The following is a 13,921-nucleotide window of genomic DNA, read 5'->3' as shown; positions in this document are numbered from 1 at the left end:
CGCACCCTGCCGAGCCGTTCAACCCGCCGAAACCCGGCGTCTCACCACGCCGACGACCAATCCCAAACACAACCTGTCACCAGATCACGCGGCGGTCCCGGTCACCGGCCAAGCGCGTCGTCTGACCAGTGAGCACCAAGATGCCGGCGCCAATCACTACTCCGGTACCCAACGCCACGTCACCGGAGAGGGTCAGGCTCCCGGCTACGTCTTCGAGGGCTCGGTTCTCCGCACCCGGGTCCTCGGGAGCCGAGGTGTCGTGGTCAGGTGGCCTATGGCCCGCTCGGGCCCCAGCGGTTTTGGAGGTCGTGATCTGCCACCGGCATCGCAGGAGGACACAGCGAGCACTGCCCGGTCAGTCCTCTGATGGCGGCTCCTCGGTGATCAGCTCGAACCCTGCCTCGGTCCACGCGTTCATGCCACCCTCGAGGTCCACCACGTTCGTGTAACCCATCGCCGCCAGCGTCTCGGTCGCCTCGGCCGACATGTTCCCCGACCGGCAATACAGTGCGAGCGGATCCGACCGGTCCTCGGGGAGCCCGTCCCAGTCGGTGATCTCGTCGAACGCAACGAACGAGTCGGTTCCCTCGATGTGCCCCTCGTAGGGTATGTGGACATTCACAACCGGAACGTCGGGGTTGTCCTCCATGTACCGGGCAAAAGAAGCCGGCGCCAACAGGCGATTCGACGATACCGCAACCGTGCCCGCCTCCTCGGTTGTGGGGGGCTCAGCCTGGTCCGGACCGGACGAGCATGCCGCCCCGATCAGCAAGATCGCCAGCAGAGGCAGTGCAATCGCTTTGCGCATCGGCGAGTCCTTCAGTTTGCAATAGTTACACACTTCTTCCTACTACAGCGCGTCGCATCAACTGGGTCGGCGCAACCATATTTGCGGCATTGCCTTGCCATTGCAGGCCGGGAGCAGGTGCCCGCTGGAATGGTCTCCGACATCAACGTGGAGGCGTCGAGCTGACCGTTCAGATACGGACGGCGATCGGCGAGCCGCCGGTGCGGTAGATCGACCCCGTTTTGACGACGTCGCCGGTTTGGGGGGCGTACACGTACTGCCCGCCGCCCATGTAGATGCCGATGTGGTGGACCGGCGAGCCATAGGCCACCAAGTCGCCCGGCACTAGCTCCCCGACGCTGATGCGGCGGCCCATCGAGACCTGCATACGGGACGAGTGTGGGATGCCCGAGCGTCCGGCTTGGGCGTAAGCCCACAGCACGAGGCCTGAACAGTCGAACCCGCCCGGCGTTTCGCCACCCCACCTGTAGGGCGTACCTCGCATCGACAACGCTGCCTGCACCGCACGCTGCCCCTGCGATGTCGAGGCCGGCGGAGGAGGCGGAGGTGGCGGTGGGGGTGCGGCCGCCGCTGGAGGAGCCGTGGGTCGTGGAGCCTGGGCGGGCGAGGCTGAGGTTGGCTTCGGCGATGCGCTTGCTGCGCCGGACGCCGCCTGGGGCGCTGCGGTTGCCTCCGTCGACGACGAGCCGTCAGCCCCGGATGACGAAGCGCTCGTCTGCGAGTCGGTCGCCTGCGTCGCCGCTTGAGCGTTTGCCTCCGCTGTTGCCGCCGCCTCGGTCTCAGCCTGCTGAGCTGCGGCGTCGGCCTTCGCCTGGGCTTCCGCCTCGGCTTGTCGGCGCTCGGCCTCGGCCCGCTCGGCGGCCACCCGCTGGCGCTCCTCGCGCTCCAGGGCATCGGCGAGTTCGCCCTTCACCTGAGCCTCGGTGGTTGCCAGTTCGCCCTCGGCCACCTTCATCTCGGACCTCGACGATTCGATACGCCGCTGGGCGACCGCCTTGGCAGCGGTGGTCTCGTCGAGCAGCTCTTGCTTGGCGCTCAGGTCGGATCGGGCAGCCCGAACCTGTTCAACCGTCTGCTCGCGGTTGCCTTGGGCGGTCGCCAGCAACGTTCGCGATCGAATGGCATCGGTCGGATCCTGGTGAGCGGCTGCGTTGCCGGCACCCATGCCGCCGGTGAACGCCTTCAAGGCGTAGCGCTGCACCTCATCCTCGGCTTCGTTCATCGACCTCTCGGCGGATGCCACGTCGGTCTGGTTGACCTCGGCACGGGCTTTGACGCTGGCCAACTGCACTTTGGCGAGGTTCGCCTCCTCGTCAAGTACCGAGATCTTCTCACCCAGCTGCTCGCGCTTGGCGACGACGGCGTCCACCTGTGCGGCCAAGTCCTCGGAAGTCTGGGCTAACGCCGGGGTGCTCAGGCCAAGCCCTGCGGCTGCCGTGACAACAACCGTGACCGCCGCGGCGAACAGCCCGGGAGCGCGCCGCTGAGGGACTCGGAGGAGTGAGTTCGCTTGACTAAGAGGTGGAGTCCGCCGCATTTCAAGGGTCTAACAGCTCGACCCCCATTGTTACAAGGTCATGACAATTTGGGTACACATCGACACATTGGGAGGACGCTAGGTAGCTGCCTTGAGAGCACACGAACCTGTTGCTACAACATGTCGTAGTAGCCTGGGTCTATGGCCGGTCAGCTAGATGAGCGTCGACCCTCCCCGTCGACCGGGTCCCTGTTGCGACGATGGGTAACACCAGTCGCCGTTCTCGCACTGGCGCTGGTGACAGGGGTCGCTGCCCTCCGGGAAGCCGCGCCGACGCAGGTTTCCGGGGTCGCCGACATCGAAGTCAGCGCGGTCACCGGTCGCTTGGCGGTCACCGTCGACGGTCAGGTCGATAACGCGGCGGTGCTCGCCGCGGTCGATGAGGCCGGGTACGAAGCGATCAGGAGCTGACGTGGGCGCCCCTGCACGGCTTGGCTTGTACGGGCTGGTCCTCGTCGTCGTGTTCGCCGTGGCCGGATTGACGGCCAACGCGATCGTCCCCGAGGCGACCGTGCAGAACTGGGTGGAGGAAACAGCACAACCCACCCATCAGATGGGAGAAGGCGACACCACAAAGGACGGCGACCTGCGGGCCGCCGCCGACGCCATCCGGCTCTCCCGCCGCACCCTGAACACGATCAAGATGAACCTGTTCTGGGCCTTCGCCTACAACACCGCAGCGATCCCGCTGGCCGCCTTCGGGCTGCTCAACCCGCAGCTCGCCGGAGCAGCGATGGCAATGTCATCGGCGTTCGTCGTGTCCAACAGCCTGCGCCTGCAAACCTTCAAATCCAGCGACGACGACGCCCTCACACCGGCGCACGCCGGCTCGGAACCCACCCGCCAACCGGCTCACGCCTGAGCTCAGAGAAGGAGCGAAACCATGCGCCACGATCACGAGGACGGCTCAGAAACGGACGTGCTCGATCATCCGTCCGAGCACGCCGAGCACGCTGGTAGCGAGGAACACCAGAACCACAGCGGGCATGGCGAGCACCACGATCACGGCGATCACGTCGGACAGTTCCGACGCCTGTTTTGGATCATGGCCGTCTTCGCTATCCCGGTGGTGGGGTTCAGCGAGATGTTCGCCGACCTGGTGGGCTACCAGCTGCCTGACGCCCCCTGGGTGGCGTGGGTCTCTCCCGTGCTGGGCACGGTCATGTACCTCTGGGGTGGCTCGCCGTTCCTGACCGGGGCGGTCTCGGAGGTCCGTTCCCGCAAGCCGGGGATGATGCTGTTGATCAGCCTGGCGATCACCGTGGCCTTCATCGCCTCGATGGGGGCGAGCCTGCAATTGCTCGATGCTGAGCTGGGCTTCTGGTGGGAACTCGCCCTGCTGGTGGTCATCATGTTGTTGGGCCACTGGATCGAGATGCGTTCGCTGGCCCAAACCACCTCGGCGCTGGATTCTCTGGCTGCACTCCTGCCTGACGAGGCGGAGAAGGTCGACGGAGACGACGTGATCACGGTCGCCCCTGGCGAGCTGGTGGTCGGCGATGTGGTGATCGTCCGGCCCGGAGCGTCGGTGCCCGCCGATGGCAGGATCGTCGAAGGGTCCGCCAGCATGGACGAGTCGATGGTGACCGGCGAGTCCAAAACGGTCCGCCGCGACACGGGCGGGCACGTGGTGGCAGGCACCGTCGCCACCGACTCCGGCCTGCGGGTCGAGGTGACGGCGATCGGCGACGACACCGCTCTGGCAGGCATCCAGAAACTCGTCACCGATGCTCAGGCATCGTCCTCCCGTGCTCAGCGCATCGCCGACACCGCCGCGGCGTGGCTGTTCTGGTTCGCCTTGGGCGCCGCTGCGATCACCGCCGTCGTCTGGTCCCTCATCGGCCTTCCCGATACCGCCGTGGTGCGAACGATCACGGTGCTGGTCATCGCCTGTCCCCACGCGCTGGGTCTGGCCATTCCGCTGGTGGTCTCCATCGCCACCGAACGCGCCGCCCGCGGCGGGGTCCTCATCAAAGATCGGCTCGCGCTGGAATCGATGCGCACGGTCGATGCGGTCCTGTTCGACAAGACCGGCACGCTCACGAAGGGCGAGCCCACCGTCACCGGGATCGAGCCCATCGACGGGCGGAGCGCTGACGTGGTCCTGGCGTTGGCCGCAGCGGCCGAGGGCGACAGCGAGCACCCGCTGGCCAAGGCCATTGTCGGGGCGGCACGGGCGCGCGGCCTGGATGTGCCGCGCTCCTCCGACTTCTCCTCGTCTCCGGCCGTCGGAGTGAAGGCCACCGTCGATGGGGTGGTGGTGGAGGTCGGTGGTCCCTACCTGCTCGACCAACATCAACACGACGAGCTCGCGGTCGCCGATGACTGGCGAAACCACGGCGCGATCATCCTGCACGTGCTCGCCGATCGGGCGGTGATCGGTGCGTTGCGGTTGGCCGACGAGATCCGTCCCGAGTCCCGCGACGCCGTCGATGGTCTGCATGCCGCCGGCGCGCAGGTGGTCATGATCACCGGTGACGCTCAGGCGGTCGCCGACTCGGTCGCCGCCGAGTTGGGAATCGACCGGGTCTTCGCCGGGGTTCAGCCCGAGGACAAGGCCGCCAAGGTTGCCGAACTGCAGTCCGAGGGCCACAAGGTGGCCATGGTCGGTGACGGCGTCAACGACGCACCGGCCCTCGCCCGGGCCGATGTCGGCATCGCGATCGGTGCCGGTACCGACGTCGCAATCGGATCGGCCGGGGTGATCCTGGCCAGCTCGGACCCCCGGTCGGTGCTGTCGGTGATCGATCTCTCACGCGCCTCCTACCGCAAGATGAAGCAGAACCTGTGGTGGGCCGCCGGCTACAACCTGATCTCGGTGCCCCTGGCCGCCGGCGTGTTGGCGTCGATCGGGTTCGTGCTGCCGATGAGCGTCGGAGCGATCCTCATGTCGGCCTCCACTGTCGTGGTGGCGCTCAATGCTCAGCTGCTGCGCCGCCTCGATCTGACGCCGGCCCAGAGCACCGCCAAGTTTCTCGACCGACGGCCGGTCGAGACATCGAGGGCCAGGTCCGCGGCATCCATCGGATGATCGACGAGGACACCTACTGCATCGACATTCTCACCCAGATCAGCGCCCTCACCTCCGCTCTGCAGAACGTCGCCCTCGGTCTCGTGGACGACCACCTCAAACACTGCGTCGTCGACGCCGCCAAAACCGGAGGCCCCGAGGCCGAGGACAAGATCGCCGAGGCGTCCAAGGCGATTGCCCGACTTGTGAAGTCCTGAGGGTCCTGGCCGCAGGAAAGCACGCATGCGCCCCGTGGCTTGGCTCGGAGGGGCCAGCCAGGTACAATTACTACAATGTTTAGTAGACCAGATGGAGGGTATCCGTGAAGCGTTCGTACCGTTCTTTGATTGCCGTCGTCGCAGCCATCCTGAGTTTCGGCCTGTTTCTTACCGCCTGCAGCGACGACGATGTCGCGAGCACCGGCGCGAACGGTGACGAGGCGGAGCAGGACCACGACGACCATGGGGAAACCCCCGTAGCGGAGGGCGCCCGCCGAATCGACGTGAACGCAACCTCATTCGCCTACGATCCCGACGAGATCACGGTCGACACCGGCGAGGATGTCGCCATCGTCTTGACTTCCGATGACCTGCTTCACGACTTCGTTATCGATGAACTCGATGTGCACGTCGCCGCCGACCGAGACGAAACCGCTGAGGGAGGCCTCCGGGCCGACACGGCGGGCGAGTACACCTACTACTGCACGGTCGCCGGTCACCGGGAAGCCGGGATGGAAGGGACCCTGGTGGTGGAGGAGTCCTAGCCGGTCATCCGAACGACGGCTGCGGCGCCAGGGTCGTCAACCCTGGCGCCCACCCACTCTTCAGGTCAGGAGCTAAATCGCCGTGCACATCATCGCCACGTCCACGATGGTTATCGCTGACGTCCACGGTCGGGGACATATGGGCGGGTGGGGCGGCGGCCGGATGTGGCTGTGGGGCACCCTGATGGTGTTGTTCTGGGTCGCGATCATCGCCGGCGTCGTCTGGCTCGTCTCCCGAGGCCGCACCGGCACTGCAGGAACGACATCGTCGCGGGCCCGCGACATCCTCGACGAGCGGTACGCACAGGGTGAGCTCTCCACCGAGGAGTATCTCGAGCGTCTCGAGCAGCTCAGCTGACCCACTAGCCCCAACCGCGGGCGCAGGCTGCGGCAGAGCGAACGGTGCTACTTCGCGTCGGTGGTCCCTCGTGGCGACCGACGCTCTGACACGATCTGGCTGATGCCGATGGTCGCCGCCACGGCGATCAGCAGCATCACGCCCAGACGTACCGCACCCACGTTCTCGATGAAGGTGATCGCCTTGAGCCGCCAGCGTTCCCCCGTGTCGATGATCACGTCGGTCGACAGGTCGCCGCTGTACACCGCGAGCTCCCAGCGTGCGTACCAGATGGCGTACGAGCCACTGATGATCATCAGTGCACCGCCGAGGCGTGGGGCGTGTCTTGACAGGCGACGAAGGCGATGTCCCGGTTTTGGTCGGGCCAAGGCTGCCGAGGCGGCGATGGCCAGGATGATGGTCCCCATCCCAAGCCCGTACGCGACGTAGGCGAGCAGGCCGCCGGCCAAGGACTGGTCGAGCGCGGCCGAGGTAATGGCCAGGAATGGCCCGATGGTGCAGGACAGCGAGGCCAGGGCGTAGACGACGCCGTAGCTCACCATGCCCACCGCGCCCCGGCCGCTCGCAGCTCGGAGGGTGAAGGCGGGCATGGGTAGTTGGCGCCCGGCCATGACCGCCACGCCTGCCACGATCAGGACACCGCCGATCAGCATCGTGACCCAGGGCAATTGTCCGCGGATGCGGTCCGCCAGGGAACTCAAAACGACGCCCAGTATGACGAACACCAACACGAAGCCGGCTGTGACCGAGACCGCCGACCAGACGGCGCGGAGCAAGCGACGGTCGAGCGGGCTCTCGACATCGTCGCCGGCCACGAACGAGCCGATATAGGCCGGGAGCAGCGAAAAGCCGCAGGGGTTGATCGCGCCGACCATCCCGGCGGTAAGCGCAAGGAGGAGGATCGATGAATTCACGCGTGCACCTGCTCGACCCTTCGACGAGAACGGAGTAGGAGTATCGATCCGGTAAGGACGCTTGCGGCGACGGCGACGACGATCGACGTGCGATGTTGGCGGGAGAGTTCTCCGCCCACCTTGGGAAGCCAGATCGACCCCACGCTCAGGATGAGACCGATCAGCGCCACCGCACTCGACACGACCGCGCCTGGTGGCCACCCCATCAGACTTTGCCGACGCACGAACGCCGCCGCTGCGAGGGCGGACGCGCCCATCAGCAGGCCGACGGGCAGCATGGTCGTCGAGAGACCGTTGGGTGTCAGCCCTACCGGGCTCGTCGGCCCGTAGCAGCCGTCCCGAAACAGGCAGGCGGCCTCGTAGGTGCCGTACGCCACCATGGCGAACGGTGCCAGGTCGGCCACACGCTCAATCGGCGACACCTGGGCCCGATGGCCTGACCAGGCAATCACGATCGCAGCGGCGGCGACCCCCGGCCAAAACTCGACCCCGCTGCGGATGACCAGCATGTCCGAAACCTGCCCGATGGCGCGCGGGTCATCGATCGCGAGCGTGCTGAGGCGGCCGACCACCAACCCGACGAGCCCGGGAAGGAGCATGATGTCGAGGGCGCTGACCGGCGAATTGTAGGTGCGGGGCGGACGCAGGCGCATGGCGAGTGAGGATGCCGCCAGGGTCACAATGACGCTCATGAGTAACCCGTAGTCGATCACCGGAGCGCCCCCTCGATCACGGCGGCCAGCCGCTGCTCCGAGATGCCGCCGGTCACGGTGGCTTGCAGACGACCGTCGGCCCCGAACACGTAGGTGGTCGGATACGCGGTGACCCCAAGATCGACGCGGACCTTGCCCGAAACGTCGAAGACGTTCGGGTAGGTGAGGCCGAACTCGTCGAGAAACTTCCGAGCTGCCTCGGGCGAGTCGTTGGACGCTACGCCGAGGATGACAACCTGATCGCCGTAGGTCTCGGCGGCCCGCTGGAGGAGGGGCATCTCGGTGCGACATGGTGCGCACCACGAGGCCCAGACGTTGACGATCACCGGCGTCCCGAGTTGCCCGACCAGGATCCCCTCGAACTCCTGCTGGGTCACCGCCGGGAACTGGCCTTCCGCCGGCAACGGAAGCGGGGGCCCGGACGCTTCGAACGTCACCGTCGAAGGTTCCCGGAGGGCTGCGATCCCGACCACGACCGCCAGAGCGAGCACGACAATCGGTGTGACCCATCGCCGAAATGGGGAGCGCGACGATGGCGAAGTTCGATCCTCAGGGGGTTGACCGGACATCTGGCCAGACTACTACAGGGCGTCGTAGTGACGTGGTCGCTGGCCGAGCGTGGGTGGAGGTTGGGCCCCCGACGACCATCTACTACATCATGTCGTAAGATCTGCTGGACGAAACCGACTCACAGGAGGGGCAATGGTCGACCCCAAGGCAGCAGACCGCGAGTCCTTCACGGGAACAGGGCAACTCCGAACCGGCGCCGGCGACCCGGCGGCCGACCTCAAAGCGCTCTCCCGCTACTCGCCGAACAGGACCGATACGACGATCCGGCCCGGCTGGCACCGCATCGCCGGGTGGTTCGGTGTGGTGCTGGCATTGGTCATCGTGACGCCCAACGATGCGATGCGGCTGGGCCAAAACTTGAAGCTCCTGCCGTTCGGTCACTCGGAGTTCTACTTGGTGCTCGGCATCATCGTCGCCGGCTCCTCAACCTGGCTTCTTGGACTGTTCGACCGGCGGACGGTCTACCTCTCAAGCAGGTGGCGCAGCAGGGCGGCGGGTGAGCCGGCGCGAAGGTCGGCGAGCCCGGACGAAGGCTGATGGGCCGTCAGTGGTAAACCAACTCTCAAGTTACGAAGACGAGCGGCCATGACCGAGCATGACGAAGCCAAGGGGGGTACGCGAGACCCCGACGACGTTCCCGGCAGCCTGACGCTCTCCGGCGCCGTCGCGTTGGGCACCGGAGTGATGATCGGCGCCGGCATCTTCGCGATCACCGGCCAGACTGCGCAGCTGGCTGGGGACATGTTCCCGCTGGCCTTCCTTGCGGCCGCCGTGGTCGTCTCCCTGAGCGCCTACTCCTACGTCAAACTGTCCAACGCCTTCCCATCATCGGGTGGAGTTGCCATGTTCCTGCACGAGCAGTACGGGCCGGGAACAGCGACGGGCGTGTTCGCCATCTTCATGTATGTATCGATGGTGATCAACGAGAGCTTGGTTGCTCGCACGTTTGGCACCTACGTCCTGCAACTGATCGACCTCGAACCAGCGACCTTCTGGATACCAACGCTCGCCGTGGGACTCCTCGCGGTTGCGTTCGCAGTCAACATCGCCGGCAACGCGGCGATGCAACGCACGCAGCGAGCCATGGCGGCGATCAAGATCGTTGGGCTGGGTACGTTCGCCGTCGCCGGCCTGTGGTTTGCTGAGTCTGCGAACTTCACGAATGGTTCTGCTACCCAAGTCGATCCATCCATCGGAGGGTTCCTTGCGGCGGTCGCGTTGGCCATCCTTGCCTACAAGGGGTTCACGACGATCACCAACAGCGGAGGTGAGATCAAGGACCCGCATCGGAACACGGGCAGGGCGATCATCATCGCCCTTGTGCTCTGCGCGGTCGTCTACCTCGCCATCGCAGCGACGGTCGCCGGCAACCTCACCGTTTCGGAGATCCTCAAGGCCGAAGACTTCTCGCTCGCAGAGGCCGCCCGCCCTGCGTTCGGGCAGGCGGGCGTTTGGTTCACGGTGGTCCTTGCGGTGGTAGCGACCGCATCGGGGGTCATGGCGAGTGTCTTCGCTGCGTCGCGAATGCTCGCGATGCTGACGCGAATGACCCAAGTACCGCACCGCCATTTTGGAATGCCCGGATCCGTCCGCACCCATACGACGGTGTACACGGTCGTCTTCGCCATGGTGCTCGCTGCCACATTGGACCTTCGGCGGATCGCCGCGCTTGGAGCCATCTACTACCTCATCATGGACATCGCCATCCACTGGGGCCTCCTACGTCGCCTGCGGGACAAGGTGGAGTTCAACGCCGGAATCGTCGTGGCGGCAATCGGACTCGACCTCGTCCTGCTCGGCGCGTTCGTGTGGGTCAAGGCGTCCACCGACACCGCTGGCATCATCGTCGCGGCCGCCGGCATTGTCGTAATCGTCCTGGGGGAGCGATGGTTCATGCACTCCCACACCAGACCGGACGGCACCATGGACATGTGAACGGGCATGTCGGCTGGCCGGTGCTCGGCTTCGGTCGGACGTGGCGCAGGGTGCCTGAGCCACAGCGATTCATAACACTGCGATGACCGGTGCAACGAGGCGGCGGCGTCGGATCGAACTCGCTCAGTGCCGACGCCGGGTGGGCGGCTCAGTGCAGTCCACAGATGTGAAAAACAAACGCCACCAAGTGGTGGAACTGAACAGTGGTACCGGCAACGCTGACCGCCAAGCCGACCATCCCGAGCGACCCCCACGCAAGGGTGGCTGCGGTAACGCCGCCAGGCGGCAGCATCAAGGCCTCCACGCGCGCTCGTGCTCCTGACCCATTGATACCGAGTGGTGTCGGATGCACGCCCGAGGCGGAGGAGGCGAGAGCTGCTCGGGCCACAGCGCGCGCCACCAGACGACGATCGCCAACCTCGACCACAGCATCCTCATCAGCCCATCGCTCGGTGGCGAAACGGACCTGCCGATTCAGTGGCTCCAACAGCGGCACAGCGGCTGCAGCAGCGTCAGCAACGTGGAGGAAACGATGGTGATGACGACGCAAGTGCGAGTGCTCATGCGCGTACACCACACGGCGTTCTGCACTATCGAGCGTTTCGAGCATCCCCTTGGACACGACCACCCGGCCCGGTCGACCGGGCACCGCGAATGCAACCGGCTCGCTCGATCCGGCGACCTGTTCGTGGGTCATTCGCATGACTTCCCTTCGGCGATGAAGACGAATCGCCACCGACACAGCACTCGCTAGCAAGGCGGCCCAGGCCCCGATACCGACCGGAGCCGGAACTCGGTCATGGGACGAGAACACAACGTCGCACCAGCCAAACACTCTCGCCAACCCCGGCTGCTCCGCAGCGAAACCCGTCGCAAGTGCCATCAGCGCCCACAGCACTGCCAACGCCGCGCCGCCCGAGAGCACCGTAAGGGTCCAGGTGGCCCAGTCGGGACGCAACCGTCGCTGCATCCGTGCCGCCCCGAAGGCAGCGACCACCGCCACCACCATCGGAAAGAGGAGGTTCAACACCATCAGTCGTCGAGCTCTAACAACAGAACTCGTAGTGCCTTGGTGTCGGCCTTGGAGAGCTTGTCAACGAACTGGCTGAGCACTGCGGAGCGGTCACGAGTCCGTCGCAGCTCACCACCCATACGCTCCGCGAGGAACTCCGCCTGAGACAGCGTCGGAGCGTAGGCATAGGCGCGGCCGGACCGAGACCGTGTCACCTGACCCTTCTTCCACAGCCGAGTGAGGATGGTCATCACCGTCGTATACGCGAGGTCCCCGTCGATGGCGGCCTGCACCTGTGCAGGAGTGAGCGCGTCGCCGGATCCCCAGAGTTCCTCCAGCACCCTCGTTTCGAGGGCCCCCATTGGACGTCGCTTCGCCATACTCGCCTCCTCCACAGTCGGCTCAGACTACCCGTGAACACGCGAACGCAACGGGCCACTCAGTGGGGTGATCCGCCGCGACGCCGTGGATGCGTCCGCACGACATAATGTAGTAGCCCATGTACTCTCCACGTCTCAACATGCGAGTGGCCAGGTGAGCGCCGGTGCCGAGCGGACCTCACGGTCCTCGATCGGAAAAACACCGCCCTGGTTGAGCGCAACTCGGCTCGGCGCCCCGTTCGTTCTTGCGCTCGTCGTCCTCGGTTCATGCGGATCGGACAGCGAACCGGTGGCCGAACCGTCATCCCCCGCTGCGAAAGCCGGCCAAGTGGTGTACACCAACTCTTGCGCGGCGTGTCATGGCCTTGAACTGGAGGGCACAGATAGGGGCCCATCGCATCTGTCGATCGTGTACGAGCCCGGCCATCACGGCGACGACGCTTTTCGAATGGCGATCGCCAACGGTGCGCCGCAGCACCACTGGAACTTCGGTGACATGCCGCCCGTCGAGGGGCTCTCAGCCGACCAGATCGAGGATGTCATCGCCTACATCAGGGGCGAACAGGAGCGGCGTGGTTACCAGGACTGAGCAACTGCCCGAAGACCGTCCGCAACCCGGCGTCCTCAGCGCGAGCATTTCTACGACCGACTCCAACCGCTGGATCACTGCCCTCGCACTCGGGGGCCTGACCGCAGCGACCCTCCTGTCGGTTGCCGGCGGCACGCCATTCGACCTGCCGATGCCGACCCACGCAATCGGATTGGTCACGCCAACTTGCGGACTGACACGCGGTTCGACCGCTCTCGTCGGAGGCGATGCAGCGTTGGCATGGCGTTACAACCCCGCCAGCGTCGTGGTGGTCGCGTTCGGCGTATTCGGGCTCGCGCGAGCGGTCGTCGGGTTCACGACCAAGCGGTGGCTCGACATCTCGGTTCGGCTCACCACAACAGCGCGCTTTGTCCTCGTCATCGCGTTCGTCGTCCTCTGGATTTACCAGCAGGGCAACGCGGAGTTCGTGATGAACGCCCGTCCGTAGTCACGAACCGTCGGGCGTCTTCAGGCTTCCCGCACGGATAACCCGGCAGGCTCGCTGTTCATAGGTCGTCCCTCGATGGTCGCTGCCTCCACATCGGGTCCGACTCGTACCCTGCCCCTCAGAACAGCCCCACCAAGCCACGGCAGGTCCATTAGCGGTCAGCGCACGCGAGACCGTCGTGGCGGTCCATCTGGCCAAAACCCACAGACCCTCAGCCGCCCGGTGCGCCGGGCGTAGTTCGCACCGAGCGCCTGCGGCAATCCCGGGTGTTCGAAAGTGAACCAGTTTGTGGCCCGTAAGTGGCCCGCCCACATCTTGAACGGGCGTCGACTTTCTCGAAACCCTTGCAATTGCAACGCTTTTTGGAGCCCGGGAGGAGATTCGAACTCCTGACCTGCGCATTACGAGTCAGTCCATACAGATGGTAGGAACTGGTAGGGCCTGGTCTCTAGCGGTCTTTCGGGGGTTCGAGTCAGCAGATACCACCTCCTACCGCGTAATACGCCGGAGAATGTGGACTGATTGTGGTCTGCGGCATGTGGATCGATCCACGTCGACGACGCGGAGATCGGCGACGCAACCGACCGTACGAGTACCCGTCGAGACGGCCCCGTCCACCTGGCGATCTGCGTGATGGTCGTCGTCTCGTTCCGATGGAACGCGCCGCTGTCCGCGCGCTGGTGTCATCGCTGACAGGCGATCCGGACACGCTCGACTCCGCCGGGGTCGTCTGTGGGACGGGCGGAACGGCGTTGAACTGTCAGGTGGATGGAACGACGAGGAGAGCCTCATCGGCAGAGCCCGAAAACGCAGCAATCGCATTCTGATGGCTGACGTTCCGCACTTCTCGGGGGCGTTATAACCGCATTTAGGTGACCGGCCGG

General features: G+C 65.6%; 15 protein-coding genes and 2 pseudogenes. 10 read left to right on the top strand and 7 right to left on the bottom strand.

All coding sequences use genetic code 11. The annotated features are described in order from the left end of the window. Positions 1 to 355: 355 nt before the first annotated feature. The gene (locus tag PKD89_RS19035) at positions 356 to 649 is read right to left on the bottom strand and encodes a rhodanese-like domain-containing protein (RefSeq protein WP_287390712.1); all 294 of its coding nucleotides are present in this window, start codon (positions 647 to 649) and stop codon (positions 356 to 358) included. 328 nt (positions 650 to 977) lie between these two features. Next, the gene (locus tag PKD89_RS19030; protein ID WP_287390710.1) at positions 978 to 2,189 is read right to left on the bottom strand and encodes a C40 family peptidase; all 1,212 of its coding nucleotides are present in this window, start codon (positions 2,187 to 2,189) and stop codon (positions 978 to 980) included. 297 nt (positions 2,190 to 2,486) lie between these two features. On the opposite strand from PKD89_RS19030, the gene PKD89_RS19025 reads away from it, so the two are divergent. The 6 genes and pseudogenes from PKD89_RS19025 (at position 2,487) to PKD89_RS19000 (ending at position 6,476) form a co-directional block, all read left to right on the top strand. After that, the gene (locus tag PKD89_RS19025; protein ID WP_287379442.1) at positions 2,487 to 2,756 is read left to right on the top strand and encodes a heavy-metal-associated domain-containing protein; all 270 of its coding nucleotides are present in this window, start codon (positions 2,487 to 2,489) and stop codon (positions 2,754 to 2,756) included. Between the two features lie 169 nt (positions 2,757 to 2,925). Further along, a pseudogene (locus tag PKD89_RS19895) lies at positions 2,926 to 3,207 on the top strand (heavy metal translocating P-type ATPase); the annotation flags it as partial. A gap of 21 nt (positions 3,208 to 3,228) precedes the next feature. Beyond that, complete coding sequence (locus PKD89_RS19015) at positions 3,229 to 5,376, top strand: heavy metal translocating P-type ATPase (protein WP_287390706.1); 2,148 nt, start codon at positions 3,229 to 3,231, stop codon at positions 5,374 to 5,376. Further along, positions 5,340 to 5,573: pseudogene (locus PKD89_RS19010) on the top strand (metal-sensitive transcriptional regulator); the annotation flags it as partial. The gene PKD89_RS19015 and the pseudogene PKD89_RS19010, both read left to right, overlap by 37 nt. A 104-nt stretch (positions 5,574 to 5,677) precedes the next feature. Beyond that, positions 5,678 to 6,118: a cupredoxin domain-containing protein gene (locus PKD89_RS19005; RefSeq protein ID WP_287379438.1), complete on the top strand. Its 441-nt coding sequence runs from the start codon at positions 5,678 to 5,680 to the stop codon at positions 6,116 to 6,118. Between the two features lie 82 nt (positions 6,119 to 6,200). Further along, positions 6,201 to 6,476 carry an SHOCT domain-containing protein gene (locus PKD89_RS19000; protein WP_287379437.1) on the top strand — a complete coding sequence of 92 codons (276 nt, stop codon included), beginning with the start codon at positions 6,201 to 6,203 and terminating at the stop codon, positions 6,474 to 6,476. A gap of 47 nt (positions 6,477 to 6,523) precedes the next feature. On the opposite strand, the gene PKD89_RS18995 is transcribed toward PKD89_RS19000, so the two are convergent. From PKD89_RS18995 to PKD89_RS18985, 3 genes are read right to left on the bottom strand one after another with little or no spacing between them, the layout of a single operon-like run. Next, positions 6,524 to 7,390 carry a cytochrome c biogenesis CcdA family protein gene (locus PKD89_RS18995; protein ID WP_287390703.1) on the bottom strand — a complete coding sequence of 289 codons (867 nt, stop codon included), beginning with the start codon at positions 7,388 to 7,390 and terminating at the stop codon, positions 6,524 to 6,526. After that, the gene (locus PKD89_RS18990; RefSeq protein WP_287379435.1) at positions 7,387 to 8,082 is read right to left on the bottom strand and encodes a hypothetical protein; all 696 of its coding nucleotides are present in this window, start codon (positions 8,080 to 8,082) and stop codon (positions 7,387 to 7,389) included. Before PKD89_RS18990 ends, PKD89_RS18995 begins: the two co-directional genes overlap by 4 nt. 17 nt (positions 8,083 to 8,099) lie before the next feature. Then, the gene (locus PKD89_RS18985; RefSeq protein WP_287379434.1) at positions 8,100 to 8,540 is read right to left on the bottom strand and encodes a TlpA disulfide reductase family protein; all 441 of its coding nucleotides are present in this window, start codon (positions 8,538 to 8,540) and stop codon (positions 8,100 to 8,102) included. 265 nt (positions 8,541 to 8,805) lie between these two features. Between PKD89_RS18985 and PKD89_RS18980 the strand changes: the two genes are divergently transcribed. Further along, positions 8,806 to 9,210 (top strand): hypothetical protein, encoded by a 405-nt coding sequence (locus PKD89_RS18980; protein WP_287379433.1) that lies wholly within the window; start codon positions 8,806 to 8,808, stop codon positions 9,208 to 9,210. Positions 9,211 to 9,258: 48 nt separating this feature from the next. Then, positions 9,259 to 10,608, top strand: coding sequence for an APC family permease (locus PKD89_RS18975; protein ID WP_287390698.1), 1,350 nt, complete (start codon positions 9,259 to 9,261; stop codon positions 10,606 to 10,608). Positions 10,609 to 10,756: 148 nt separating this feature from the next. Here the strand turns inward: PKD89_RS18975 and PKD89_RS18970 are convergent, their stop codons facing one another. Both PKD89_RS18970 and PKD89_RS18965 read right to left on the bottom strand, forming a co-directional pair. After that, positions 10,757 to 11,641, bottom strand: coding sequence for a M48 family metalloprotease (locus PKD89_RS18970; RefSeq protein ID WP_287379431.1), 885 nt, complete (start codon positions 11,639 to 11,641; stop codon positions 10,757 to 10,759). Beyond that, a complete protein-coding gene (locus PKD89_RS18965; protein WP_287390696.1) occupies positions 11,641 to 11,982 on the bottom strand; it encodes a BlaI/MecI/CopY family transcriptional regulator in 342 nt (113 codons plus the stop codon). Before PKD89_RS18965 ends, PKD89_RS18970 begins: the two co-directional genes overlap by 1 nt. 85 nt (positions 11,983 to 12,067) lie before the next feature. On the opposite strand from PKD89_RS18965, the gene PKD89_RS18960 reads away from it, so the two are divergent. After that, positions 12,068 to 12,589, top strand: a complete 522-nt coding sequence (locus PKD89_RS18960) for a cytochrome c (protein ID WP_320412844.1) — start codon at positions 12,068 to 12,070, stop codon at positions 12,587 to 12,589. After that, positions 12,573 to 13,037 (top strand): DUF2752 domain-containing protein, encoded by a 465-nt coding sequence (locus tag PKD89_RS18955; RefSeq protein ID WP_287379429.1) that lies wholly within the window; start codon positions 12,573 to 12,575, stop codon positions 13,035 to 13,037. The genes PKD89_RS18960 and PKD89_RS18955 overlap by 17 nt, the downstream gene beginning before the upstream one ends. Positions 13,038 to 13,921: the final 884 nt, after the last annotated feature.

The sequence above is a fragment of the Candidatus Neomicrothrix sp. genome (genome assembly GCF_035329545.1).
Taxonomy (GTDB): Bacteria; Actinomycetota; Acidimicrobiia; order Acidimicrobiales; family Microtrichaceae; genus Microthrix; species Microthrix subdominans.
The sequence above is the reverse complement of the archived record's forward strand: the minus strand, read 5'-3'. Positions and strand labels throughout refer to the sequence as shown.

Coding starts and splice junctions, on each gene's coding strand:
- PKD89_RS19015 (WP_287390706.1), top strand. CDS start 3,229: ATGCGCCACGATCACGAGGACGGCTCAGAAACGGACGTGCTCGATCAT.
- PKD89_RS18970 (WP_287379431.1), bottom strand. CDS start 11,641: ATGGTGTTGAACCTCCTCTTTCCGATGGTGGTGGCGGTGGTCGCTGCC.
- PKD89_RS19035 (WP_287390712.1), bottom strand. CDS start 649: ATGGAGGACAACCCCGACGTTCCGGTTGTGAATGTCCACATACCCTAC.
- PKD89_RS18975 (WP_287390698.1), top strand. CDS start 9,259: ATGACCGAGCATGACGAAGCCAAGGGGGGTACGCGAGACCCCGACGAC.
- PKD89_RS18980 (WP_287379433.1), top strand. CDS start 8,806: ATGGTCGACCCCAAGGCAGCAGACCGCGAGTCCTTCACGGGAACAGGG.
- PKD89_RS19025 (WP_287379442.1), top strand. CDS start 2,487: ATGGCCGGTCAGCTAGATGAGCGTCGACCCTCCCCGTCGACCGGGTCC.
- PKD89_RS18965 (WP_287390696.1), bottom strand. CDS start 11,982: ATGGGGGCCCTCGAAACGAGGGTGCTGGAGGAACTCTGGGGATCCGGC.
- PKD89_RS18990 (WP_287379435.1), bottom strand. CDS start 8,082: ATGAGCGTCATTGTGACCCTGGCGGCATCCTCACTCGCCATGCGCCTG.